We start from the raw sequence: 12173 nt of genomic DNA, 5'->3' as shown, positions 1-12173 counted from the left end.
CTTGTCGGCCACAGACGGCCCAGGGAAGGTCTGCTCGTCGAAACAGTGCGCGATTGAACCACAGCCCAAAGCCGTAACATGCCTGGGCACATAGGCAAGAACCCTGATTGCGCCGAACACGGTAAGGCGCGCCAAGGCACAGCAAGCTGGCTTTTGCAGGGGGCAAGGGAAGGGCCTGCTGGTTGTTTCCGAATCGCCCTCCTCAGGTGCGGTCAGCCGTTGCGGCTGGCCTTGCGCCAGGCGCTCAGCAGCGCTCAGCCCAGCTGGGCTTCGATGTGGGCGGCGGCTTTTTCGGCAATCATCAGCGTGGGGCTGTTGGTATTGCCGCTGGTGATGGTGGGCATGACGCTGGCGTCCACCACGTGCAGGCCATGCACGCGGCCGCCCCGGTCATCGCGCAGGCGCAGCTGGGGGTCGAGCACGGCCAGAGGGTCGCCGTCGCGGCCCATCTTGCAAGTGCCCACGGGGTGGAAGATGGTGGTGGCGATGTCGCCGGCCAGGCGCGCCAGCTCTTCGTCGCTCTGGTACTGCGCGCCAGGTTTGTACTCGTGCGGGCGGTATGGCGCCAGGGCCGGCTGGGCGACGATGCGCCGCGTCACGCGCAGGCTGTCGGCAGCGACCTGGCGGTCTTCCTCTGTGCTGAGGTAGTTGGGCGCGATGGCCGGCGGCTGGCGGAAGTCGGCCGACTGGATGCGCACGCTGCCGCGCGAGCTGGGGTTGAGGTTGCAGACGCTGGCCGTGAGCGCGTCAAAGCGATGCAGCGGCTCGCCAAAGGCGTCCAGGCTCAGCGGCTGCACGTGGTACTGGATGTTGGCGTGCGCGTACTGCGGCGATGAGCGCGTGAACGCGCCCAGCTGCGAGGGCGCCATGCTCATGGGACCGCTGCGGCACAACGCGTATTCCAGCCCGATCAGGCCCTTGCCCCACCAATGGCGCGCGCGGCTGTTGAGGGTGCGCGCGCCCTGCACCTGGTAGATGGAGCGGATTTGCAGATGGTCTTGCAGATTGGCGCCCACGCCGGGCAGGTCGGCCTGCACGGCGATGCCGTGGCGCTGCAACAGCTCGCCCGGGCCCAGGCCCGAGAGCTGCAGGATCTGCGGCGAGCCAATGCTGCCAGCGCTGAGCACCACGGCGCGAGCCTGCAAGGCCAGGCTCTGGCCACCGCGCAGCACCTGCACGCCGCTGCAGCGCAGGCTGCCATCGGGCTGACGCTCCAGCAGCAGGCGTTGCACCTGCGCGCCCGTCCAGATGCTGAGGTTGCGCCGCTGGCGCACCGGGCGCAAAAAGGCCTTGGCGGCATTCCAGCGCCAGCCGCTGCGTTGGTTGACCTCGAAATAGCCCACGCCTTCGTTGTCGCCCTGGTTGAAATCCTCGCTGCGCGCAATGCCCGCCTGCACGCAAGCCTGAGCAAAGGCATCCAGGATGGGCCAGCGCAGGCGCTGCTTTTCCACGCGCCACTCGCGCCCGAGCTGCGCTGCCTGGGGGTGGCGCTGGCCGCCGTGGCTGCTCGCAAAGCCGGCTGGCACCTGCGGCGCTGTGGCATCAAGCCGGTAATGGTCTTCATGCTGCATGAAGTGCGGCAGCACAGCCTGCCAGCGCCAGGAATCATCGCCCGTCAGCTGCGCCCATTGCTCATAGTCGCGCGCCTGGCCGCGCATATAGATCATGCCGTTGATGCTGGAGCAGCCGCCCAGCACCTTGCCGCGCGGGTAGCGCAGCACGCGGCCGTTCAGCCCTGGATCGGGCTCGGTGTGGTAGAGCCAATCGGTGCGCGGGTTGCCAATGCAGTGCAGATACCCTACTGGGATGTGGATCCAGTGGTAGTCGTCGCGCCCGCCAGCTTCGAGCAACAGCACGCGCCGCTGGCCATTGCGGCTGAGACGGTTGGCCAGCAACGAGCCGGCCGTGCCCGCACCAATGACGATGAGATCGAACTGCGCGCCAGGGGCGGCGCTGGCGCTGAGCGGCAAAGCGGTGGCTGAAGTCATGGGCGGGCGCGCGGCAAACGATGGTGAAACAACGACAAACCGCGCGCCAGAGTGGCGCGCGGCGGTACTGGGGACGGCACAGCAGCAATCCAGGCAGCGGGCCAATCAGCCCCCTGGGCGCTTCATCTGGCAGGTCGTGGGCGTGCTGGTCTCCTGCAGGCTGAAGTACTTGACCGGGTGCGAAGAGTAGCCGGTTTTTTCCATCGAATACGGCGCCTGCGGCGTGGCCTTGCTCCACAGCGCCATGTACAGGCCTTGCTGCAGTTGGTGGTCGTCGCGGCGCATTTCGATTTCCTGATCGAAGCCCTTGACGCGCAACCCCTCCAAGGCAGCCGCCACCTTGACCGGGTCGGTCGATTGCGCCTTGGCCATGGCCCCGGAGAGCAGCGCATAGGCGTTGTAAACGCTGCCTGTGTACATGTCGCCGCCGGTGCGATCTTGAAAGCCCTTGACGATCTCGCCCACCGAACCTGACAAATTCATGTGGCTGGTGCTGACGACATAGACCTTGCCCTCGGCGCCAGCCCCCATGGCCGTGGGCGAGCCGGTCACGCCTGCGTAATAGGTGAAGAACTTGACGTTCTCCAGCCCGGCATCGCTGGCGGCCTTGATCAGCAGGGCCAGATCAGAGCCCCAGTTGCCCGTGATCACCGCATCGGCGCCCGAGGCTCGGATCTTGGCCACGTAAGGCGCAAAGTCGCGCACCTGCGCCAGCGGGTGCAAGTCCTCGCCGACGATCTCGATATCCGGGCGTTTCTGCTTGAGCAAATCCTTGGCGTACTTGGCCACCTGGTGGCCATGCGCGTAGTTCTGGTTGATAAGGAACACCTTCTTCACCTCGGGCTGGGCCTGGATGAAATCGGTCATGGCCTTCATCTTCATCGAAGTGTCCGCATCCAAACGGAAATGCCAGTAACTGCACTTGGCATTGGTCAGGTCTGGATCCACTCCTGCATAGTTGATGAACAACACCTCCTTGCCCGGATTGCGCGCGTTGTGGCGCTCCAGCGCCTCGATGATGGCCAGCGAAGCTCCCGAGCCATTGCCCTGCACCACATAGCGGAAGCCCTGATCGATGGCGGCCTTGAGCAAGCTGGCCGTCTCCTGCGGGCTGAGCTTGTTGTCAAAGCCCTGCACTTCAAACTTCACGCCTGCGGGGTTGAGCTCGGGGTGGCTGTTGAAGTATTCGGCCACGTACTGAAAGCTCTTGATCTGGTTGTTGCCCACCGCCGCCATCAGACCGGAGAGCGGGTCGATCCAGGCGATCTTCACCGTCTCCCCTTGCTGGGCCAGAAGCGGCGCGCTGCAGGCCAGCGCAGCGGCCAAAGTAGCGGCGCGAAGCGTGTTGTTCATGGCAAATACCTCCATCGTTGCTTGAAGTCCATGGGAATGCGCGCACAGTATTAGCGGCATACGGCAGTGCAGGCATAAGGGCAAGCCCTAGGGCGCTGTCCCCCAGGTTACTGTGGGCTGCACCCCGCCTGAGAATGAGTGCAACGTAAGAAGGCTTATGAGGACAATCTCAAAGGCTTGGCGCAGAGCCTGCACGGAGGCACAGACCATCATCAATGGGCAGGCCAAGCCATCGCCCCAATCCACACTGTGCACGCCAATATGATGGAGCCGCCTGATGCCTGATACAGCCATCAGCCCAAGTGCAACTGGGGTCGCAGCCCCGCGCGCGCAGCCAGCGTCACCAGCATGTCCAGGCTGAAATCCTCCACCTTGCCCTTGATCAGGCGCGAAACCCTGGGCTGCGTGATGCCCAAATGGCGAGCCGCTTCGGCCTGCGTCCAGCCTTTGTCCTTGAGGTGCTGAGCGGTCAGAATCATCACCTCTGCGCGCAGGCGCATCACCTCCGCCTCGGCCGGCTTGAAGCCCAAGTCGAGAAACACATTGCCGCTACCCTGTGTGCGGCTGGCATCCTCCCAGCGGGCGTCTTGTGTTTTTTTCATGGCTCACACTCCTATCGTTTTGTAACGCCTGGCGGCTAGGTCGAGATCGTACTGGGCTGTCTTCTGCGTCTTCTTCTGGAAGGCGTGCAGCACATAAACCGCATCGGCGTCTGGGGGGGATTGGGGAGGGAGATTTTTCAAGAAGAGCGCTGCGCCGCGCCAACGCGCCAGTCCTGCGCCACCTGCTGCCGTGACCACAGACGCGCATACAGGCCGCCCAGCGCCAGCAGTTCGTCATGCCGCCCCTGCTCCACCACGCGTCCGTGATCCATCACCAGAATGCAGTCGGCGTGGCGCACGCTTTTGAGCCGGTGTGCAATCACGACCACTGTCCGACCTTGCGCCAGTTCGGCAATGGCGCGCTGGAGCTGCGCTTCGGCCGACGGATCGACGCTGGCCGTGGCCTCGTCCAGCAGCAGCACCGGCGCGTCCTTGAGCAGGGCGCGGGCGATGGAGATGCGCTGGCGTTCGCCGCCGGACAGCGACGCGCCGCCTTCGTCGAGCACCGTGTCGTACCCATCGGGCAATGCACTGATGAAGTCATGCGCCTGAGCGCGCCGCGCGGCGGCGATGACTTCTTCCCGGCTGGCGTCGGGCCGACCGATGCGCAGGTTGTCGAGCACCGAGCCGGAGAACAGCAGGACATCCTGGAAAACCATCGCCACGTGGCGGTGCAGCGCGTCGGTGCCGATCTCGCGCAGATCAGCGCCGCCGAGCCGAATCGCGCCCGCATCCACGTCCCATAGCCGGGCGATCAGATGCACCAGCGTGCTCTTGCCAGCGCCGCTCGGGCCAACGATTGCCGTCAGGCGGTTGGCCGCAATCTCGCATGACACATTGTCAAGAACGGCCGCGCCGCCTTGGCGATGTTCATACGCGAAGCGCACCTTGTCGAACACGATGTCATGGCCTTGCGGGACGGCCGCCTGTGCCGGTTCGGCCAAAGCCTGCTCGGCCAACACGTTTTCGATACGCGCCAGAGCGCGCCGCGCAAAGCGCAGCAGCATGGCGGCCAGCCCCACCTCGAACAATTGGCGGTACACCGGCAGCGCCAGCACCAGAAAGGCAATCAGCACCTCGGGCGAGAGCGTGCCGCCCGCAAGCCACCACGCGCCAGCCAGCGCCAGACTGACATACCCCGTTTCCAGCAGAAAACCGTAGGCCACCAGCCACGGCGCGGGTTTGGTTTCGGCTGCCAGCAGGGCCGCGTGATGTTCCTCCAGCGCGGCTTCAAGGCGTTGCCATGCATCGCCGAAGCGGCCGTAACCACGCACGACGGCGATGCCTTGCACATACTCCAGCAAGGCCGACTGCGCTGCGGCGTTGGCCGCCATCAAACGCTGGCCAGTGCGCGCCGCAACGTGCTGTGTCCAGGCCAGCGCCAACAGCGCCAACGGTATGCCAGCCAGCGCGATCAGGGCCAGCCGCCAGTCCAGCCACAGCAGAAACAGCATCAAAAAAGCGGGCATCGCCAGGCCCGAAACGAACACGCCGAGAAAGTGCGACCACAGGTTCTCGACCAGCGCCAGATCGGAAGTCAGTCGCGCGCTCAGGTCGCCGCCCCGCTGCTTGCCGAACCAGCCCATGGGCAGGCGACGCAGGTGATCGGCAACACGCAGCCGCGCCTCGCCCATCATCGCGTAGGCGCCGCTGAACACCAGCGGCATGCCGACTGCGCCAGCGGCAATGCGCGCCAGCAGGCAGGCAGCCATCGCCGCCCCATACCCCAGCGCAGTCGCCGGTGTGATGCGGCCGGTAAACACCGCGTGCAGCAGCAGATAGAGCAATGGATATGGCGCGGCGGCGAACAGTCCTTCCACGACCGACCAGCGCAGGCCGCGCATCAGGCGCGGATCACGCGTGCCCGAGAGGCGAAAGCCCGACTGGACCAGTTCCCGGATCATGCCCCGGCCTCCCGCTGCGCCGCATCCGTGTGCATTGCCAGCGACCATTCCCTGACCTGTTCATGGTCGCGCCACAGGCGCTGGTAAGCGCTGCATTCGCGCAGCAAGGTTTCGTGCCTGCCCTGGCCTGCCACGCGACCGGCCTCCATCACGACGATGTGGTCGGCATGCATGATCGTGTGCAGCCGATGGCCGATCATCAGCACCGTGCGATTGGCACACAGCGCATCCAGCGCTTGCTGGATCAAGGCTTCGTTCTCGGCATCGACGCTGGCGGTTGCTTCGTCCAGCAAAAGAACGGGCGCGTCCTTGAGCAAGGCGCGGGCAATCGACAGCCGCTGGCGCTCGCCCCCCGAAAGGCGCGCGCCACGCTCGCCCAGCGGCGTGTCATAGCCCTGTGGCAAGGCCATGATGAAGTCGTGCGCGCAGGCGGTACGGGCGGCGGCCTCGATGGCCGCATCGCTGGCTTCGGGCCGCGCGATCTTCAGGTTGTCGCGCACCGTGCCGTGAAACAAAAACACGTCCTGGAACACGATGGCCAGCTTCGCCAGCAGCGCATCGAGCGGCCATTCGCGCACATCCGCGCCGCCCACGCGCAGGCTGCCGGCGTCGAACTCATACAGCCGCGCCACCAACCGCACCAGCGTACTCTTGCCGGAGCCGCTTGCTCCCACCAGCGCGGTCAATTGCCCGGCCTTGGCCTCGAAGCTCACCTCATCGAGCGCCAGCCGCTGGCCGTAGCGGTGGCACAGCTTCTCGAAGCGGATGTCCAGTGCGCCATCGGGCGCTTTCGCCGCACGGGACTGGTCCAGCGGCGGCGCAGCCAGCACGTCGCTGATACGGCGCATCGCTTCGGCGCGCTGCATCTGCTCGCCCATGGCAAAGGTCAAACGCAGCAATGGCGCGAGGACAGCCGGGGCCACCAGCAAAAACAGCACATAGGTGGGAGCGTCGAGGCTGCCGCGCGCATGCAGCCACGCGCCGAAAGGCGCCACCACCACCAGATTGGCGGACAGCAATCCGGTGAACCACACCCATCCGCGCGCGCTCCCCCGGGCATAGTCTTCCACCCAGCGCACCGCGCCACGCACGGCATCGGACAGCTCGCCGAACGAGCGCGCCGCAAGCCCGAAGCTCTTGACCACATGCACGCCGCGCACGTACTCCCCCACCTGGTTGGCAATGCGTTCTTGCAAGGCGCTCCACTCGCGCATGCGCTCGCCCATGCCACGCATTGACCACCATTGCACCAACAGAACCACCGGCAACGGGCTGAGCGCGGCCAGCGCCATGCGCCAGTCGGCCACGAACAGCAGCATGGCCGCCGCCAGTGGCACGGCAGCGGCGGCTACCGCGTCGGGCACCATATGGGCGAAAAAGCCCTCCATGCTGTTCACATCATCGGTCAGCGTGCGGCGCATGCTGCCCGAGCCGCGCGCGGCAAAGAACGACAGCGGCACTTCTCCAAGACGTCGCGCCATCGCTATGCGCAGCCGGTGCTGGATGGCGAAAGCGCCGGTGTGCGCGAACACATGGCTGACCGCCATCAGCGCCCAGCGCAACAACAACAACCCCATGGCCCACCAGGCCAGCCGCCGCACCGTGGCGATGTCGGGTTGCGCGCCGAACAATTCGACGCTGATGCGGTAGATGAACCAGAACGGCGCGATGCTCAATGCCGCCGAGGCGACGGCAGTGATGACCGCCGACCCGAGCAGCCACGGCGCCACGCGCATCAGGCTGCCAAAGCGCACCGGCGCAGGAATGGATTTTGGCCGTGGCGATGCCGCGTTCGATGGCTTCATGCCCGCCCCTCGGTCTGGAGAACCAGACGCGGCAGACACAGGGCGATCAGGATCAGCACAAGGCCCGCTGCGCCCCACACCAGTGCAAAAGCGTTGGCGTAGCCCAGCATCTGGCCCAGCCCGCCAATGGCACCGACCGCCATGGCGTTGGCAATGTTTTCACCACATTGCATGGCCGTGAAATCCGTTCCTGGCGAGTGTGGCGAAGACCAGTTCATGAACACTGCCCAGACCGACACGAACAGCGCGCCCTCGAAGACCCCCTGCGTGCAAAAAGCCAGGTAGTAAGCCCATTGGGCATGAACGCCGCACCGCTCCAGCCCCCAGGCCATCCCGAGCATCAGCGCCGCCATGGCAAAGCTCGCCAGCACCGCACGCCGATTGCCCAGCCGCCGCACCAGCGGAATGCCCAGAACGACGCCCCCGCATGCGGTTGCCAGCATCACGGCCATCTGGATATACCCGATGGCATCCAGACCCAGCCCCCGATCCACCAGCCAGGGCTGGATCAGAGTGCTGACGGCCGTACTGGGAAACTTGAACAGCAAAACCAGCGCCAGCGCCCACCCAAGATCACGATGGCGCAGCAGATCGCGCAGCCGAACCTTGGCGGCTGCACCGGCGCTTGAATCGACACATGAGCGGCCACTTGATTCGGCGCTGGCCAGCGGCGCCTGCCAGCGTTTGTCCAGCCAAAGCAGCACACCGATCAAGGCAATCAGACCGGCCAGAATCGCCATCGTGGCGCTCCAGCCCAAATGATCGTGAACGATCAACAATCCGCCGCCGCCCAGCAGCATGCCGACGATGAAGCCTGCGATCTGGATCGCATTGGCCACGCCAGCAGCCTTGCCTTGCAGGCGCGATACGGCATAGGCATTGGTGGCGATATCCTGCGTGGCGCTGATGAAGTTGAGCGCAACCAGGCTCGCCAGCGCCAAGCCAAGGTGCGCGCCGATCGACAGCGGCATCAATGCCAGGCAAGTCAGCGCCGCAGCCGTCTGGCCGATGAAGATCACCCGCGGATAACGCCAACGGAGGCAGGCATTGTCAATCCAGCTCGCCCACAGGAACTTGAGCGCCCAGGGCAGAATGGTCAGGCCGACCAGGCCCACATGCGCCACGCTGTAGCCGCCAGCGCGGATGAGCGTCCCCAGTGCATAAAAAGCCAGCCCCGCTGGCAGGCCCTGGGTGATGTACATCAGCGCCAGCGCCCGGTACTCGCTGGCGCGCACGGCCGCCAGCGCCGCTGGCCCGCGTTCTTCCTCAGAAGTCATAGGCCAAGCGAACCCCCACGGTACGCGGCGCACCGGCAGTCACCAAAGTGCCGCCCCGGCCATCGCCAATCGCCCGGGTGAGGTATTTCGCGTCGGTCAGGTTCTTGCCGTACAGGCCCATCGTCCAGTTGCCGTGATACCAGGACAGGTGCGCATCCACCAGCGTGTAGGCATTGTCCGCCTGATCGTTGGCTTGCAGATAGACCTTGCCGATCCGGCGGGCGGCAACGCCCAGTTCCCAGTTTTCGGCAGGCCGCCAAACGGCGGACGCGCCAAAGCTGGTGCGCGGCGTTGCCGAGAACTGCCGACCCGCGTAGTCAGTGCCGCCACGCACATAGTCGTCATAAACCGCCTTGACGTAACCCAAGTGGCCGCGCAGTTCCAGCGCGCGCGCAAGCCGCCAGGCGGCATCCAGTTCAATGCCCTGAATGTGCGAGCGTCCTGCGTTATCCGTCATCGTGGCGCCCCCCAGTCCCTCGATCACGACTTGCTGATTGCGCAGGCGGGAGTAGAAAGCCGTCGCACCAAATTCCCAGCGATGGTTGGCATCCTTGACCCGATAACCGATCTCGGCGTGATGGGCGTACTCGGGTTCGTAGGGGTTGCCGGCCGCTGCGGATTGGGTCGCATAGACGTTGAAACCTGCGGCCTTGTAGCCGCGCGACATCTTGAGCCATGCAAACTGTTGCTCGTCGGGGCGGTATTCCAGCGCGAGCTGCGGCAACCACACCGTGTTGTTGACCTTGCGTTCCAGACTTTCGACCGAGCCATTCTGGTTGCTGCTCCAGTCCATTTCACGGCGGTCTCGCGTCAAGCGCAGCCCAGCGCCCAGGCGCCAGCTCGGCGCGAAATGCCAGCCAGCTTCGCCAAACAGCGCCATCGTCGTGCCGTCCACCTGTGAGGCGGTGGCGCTGCGGAAGAACGGCGCGTAGTCGTACAAGTAGGGGCGATTCATGTCGGTACGCGAGGCATGAAAGCCAGCCATCCAGTCGAACGGGCTTTGTGCCGTGGCCTTGCGCTGGATGCGGGCTTCGGCGTTGTAACCCTTCAGCTTGAGATCGAAGCCGTTGGTGGCTCCGAGCAAGGAAACCGGCGTCCAGTAGCTCCACCGGGCATCGCTGGCGCCAACAGCCACGGTCAGGCGCGTATCGGCATCCAGCGGGCGGGTGTACTCGCCGCTGAACAAGGTGTAGCTGATGTCGTTGGTTCCGCTATCGCCTTCGACCGACTTCCGCTGTCCGGCGCCCGCCTGCCTGAGGAAAAAGTCGCTGCCGCCGTTGCGGTCCAAATGATGCAGACCCAATCGAAGCTCGCCGCCCGCATCGTCATGGTGCAACAGCTTCAGGCGCGCGAAATTGCTGCCCCAGCCGCTTGTGTCCTTGCGGTTCAGCGTCACGTTTCTGACATGGCCATCACTTTCATCGCGCCCGGCCGTGATGCGTACCGCAGTCCGCTCCCCGAGCGGCACATCCAGCCCCAGACCGGCGCGCCGCCGGTTGGCAGTCCCGAAGTTGAGCTGCGCAGAACCGGCGAACCTCATGCCGGGATCCCGGCTGCGAATCGCGATCAGGCCGCCGATATTGCCCTGACCGTGCAGCAGGCTCTGCGGGCCGCGGAGGATTTCAACCTGCTCCAGATCGAACAGGTTTCCGATCACGCCGGTCAGCGGCAGCGGTACGCCGTCGATTTGCACCCCGATGCTGGCGACATCCGACTCTTCATCGCCATTGCCCATGCCCCGGATGATGATGGTCCCCAGCCCGCCAACGAAGTCGGTGAAATAGACGTTGGGCAATTGCTGCGCCGCATCGTTCAGGTGTTGCAGGTCTTCGCGCTCGACCGCATCGCCATCAATCACACTCACGCTGGCAGGCGTGTCGAACGCGGTGGTTCCCCGCTTGGTGGCCGTGACGGTGATAGTCGCAAGCGTGGTGGCTTTCGGCTCCCCATTGGCATCGCCGGTTTGCGCCCAGGCGCTCTGCGAAGCAAGAAGGGATAGCGACAACGATAAGGCGAGCGGTGTGCGCTTGTTGGATGTCATGATGAAAACCGAGAAGAGTTAATCTATACCCCTCAACTTTAGTGATTCTCATCCGCATCTATATGCCCTCAAAGGCAGACTTCATACCCGCAGCGGGAGTTTTTTTATGTCGCGCAACTCATTCATCGACGTGGCGAGCTATCTGCCTTCCGCCAGCAAGCCATCGGTTGACGCTTGGCCGGCTGGGCCACAACAAAGCGGCGCCCATGTCACCCAATACGGCTTGTCTGCATTCGCCAGTCGCAGCGAATACCGGGAGCCCGTGCGCCTCACGGTGACGGACTCCGAGAACCGCCTGCATCTGTCGGTGTGGCTGCGCGATGGGCCGGACATCAACCTTGATGGCCGCCAATTCAGCGTATCTGGCCGCCAAACCGTGGTCGGCTATTTGCCGGATGTGCCCTGGAAAACCCAGTGGCGCGGCCGTGCGCATCAGGTTGGGCTGCTGTTGCCCCTGGACGCGTTGCCGGAGCTGGCGGGCGAACAGGGTTTTCTGTTCGCCGAGCGATTGCGCCGCGCCAGCAATCTGCGTGTCGAAGCCGCGCATGCCAAGGTGTTGCGCGCCGCCCATGAGCTCGATGGCATCCTGACTTCCACGGCAAGCAGCGCCCTGCTGCGCGAAGCCAAGAGTCTTGAATTGCTGGCCTTGCTAATCGACAGCGCGATTGATGACAAGCCCTACGTCTTTACCCGCGTCCAGCGCGAGCGCCTGGAACTGGCGCGCGCCCTGCTGTTGGCGCGCATCGACTGCGCCCCCACCATTGCCGAGCTGGCCCGCGCCTGCGGCATGAACACATTCCAGCTCAAGCAGGACTTCAAGCGCATGTTCGGCGTGTCTGTGCATGCGCTTTATCAACAAGAACGCATGCATCATGCATGGCAACTCATCGAGTCCGGCAAAACCAGTGCAGCAGAGGCAGGCCGGCAAGTCGGATACACCAACCTGAGCCATTTTGGCGCAGCGTTCCAGAAACAGTTCGGGGTACTTCCCGGCGAACTCAAGCGTCGGCCCATGGCGTAGATGAAGCGCTATCGGGCTTGAATCCAAGCCAATTATTGGGAAACGACATCTAGGGCCTGTTCACAAATTACTGTGGGCCGCTTGCAGCCTGCGGCGCGGCGCGCGGCGGGGTTGCGCCACAGGCCCGCCTAAAATGCCCGCCCTCCCGCGTGAGTCCTGCCAGCCGCCCAATTCCCACAAGC

Annotated in this window: 9 protein-coding genes; 1 reads left to right on the top strand and 8 read right to left on the bottom strand. The window is 64.7% G+C overall.

The genetic code is table 11. The features are described 5' to 3' along the window. Positions 1–254: 254 nt before the first annotated feature. The 8 genes from CK620_RS00430 to CK620_RS00395 all read right to left on the bottom strand — a co-directional run bounded on the left by CK620_RS00430 (position 255) and on the right by CK620_RS00395 (position 10970). Positions 255–1988 (bottom strand): GMC family oxidoreductase, encoded by a 1734-nt coding sequence (locus tag CK620_RS00430; protein ID WP_095548668.1) that lies wholly within the window; start codon positions 1986–1988, stop codon positions 255–257. 105 nt (positions 1989–2093) lie between these two features. After that, positions 2094–3341, bottom strand: coding sequence for a branched-chain amino acid ABC transporter substrate-binding protein (locus CK620_RS00425; protein WP_095548667.1), 1248 nt, complete (start codon positions 3339–3341; stop codon positions 2094–2096). Positions 3342–3634: 293 nt separating this feature from the next. Continuing rightward, positions 3635–3943, bottom strand: a complete 309-nt coding sequence (locus CK620_RS00420; protein ID WP_095548666.1) for a helix-turn-helix domain-containing protein — start codon at positions 3941–3943, stop codon at positions 3635–3637. Between the two features lie 3 nt (positions 3944–3946). Then, the gene (locus tag CK620_RS14375) at positions 3947–4141 is read right to left on the bottom strand and encodes a type II toxin-antitoxin system RelE/ParE family toxin (protein WP_275250684.1); all 195 of its coding nucleotides are present in this window, start codon (positions 4139–4141) and stop codon (positions 3947–3949) included. Further along, complete coding sequence (locus CK620_RS00410; RefSeq protein WP_095548664.1) at positions 4081–5847, bottom strand: ABC transporter ATP-binding protein; 1767 nt, start codon at positions 5845–5847, stop codon at positions 4081–4083. The genes CK620_RS14375 and CK620_RS00410 overlap by 61 nt, the downstream gene beginning before the upstream one ends. Continuing rightward, positions 5844–7652, bottom strand: a complete 1809-nt coding sequence (locus CK620_RS00405) for an ABC transporter ATP-binding protein (RefSeq protein ID WP_095548663.1) — start codon at positions 7650–7652, stop codon at positions 5844–5846. Before CK620_RS00405 ends, CK620_RS00410 begins: the two co-directional genes overlap by 4 nt. Continuing rightward, entirely contained in the window at positions 7649–8854 is a 1206-nt protein-coding gene (locus CK620_RS00400) for an MFS transporter (RefSeq protein ID WP_179290527.1), read from the bottom strand. The genes CK620_RS00405 and CK620_RS00400 overlap by 4 nt, the downstream gene beginning before the upstream one ends. A 64-nt stretch (positions 8855–8918) precedes the next feature. Continuing rightward, the gene (locus tag CK620_RS00395) at positions 8919–10970 is read right to left on the bottom strand and encodes a TonB-dependent receptor (protein ID WP_095548661.1); all 2052 of its coding nucleotides are present in this window, start codon (positions 10968–10970) and stop codon (positions 8919–8921) included. A gap of 130 nt (positions 10971–11100) precedes the next feature. Between CK620_RS00395 and CK620_RS00390 the strand changes: the two genes are divergently transcribed. After that, positions 11101–11991, top strand: a complete 891-nt coding sequence (locus tag CK620_RS00390; RefSeq protein WP_179290526.1) for an AraC family transcriptional regulator — start codon at positions 11101–11103, stop codon at positions 11989–11991. The last annotated feature ends 182 nt before the right edge of the window (positions 11992–12173 follow it).

This window comes from Vandammella animalimorsus, assembly GCF_002285285.1.
GTDB lineage: Bacteria > Pseudomonadota > Gammaproteobacteria > Burkholderiales > Burkholderiaceae_C > Lampropedia > Lampropedia animalimorsus.
The sequence above is the reverse complement of the archived record's forward strand: the minus strand, read 5'-3'. Positions and strand labels throughout refer to the sequence as shown.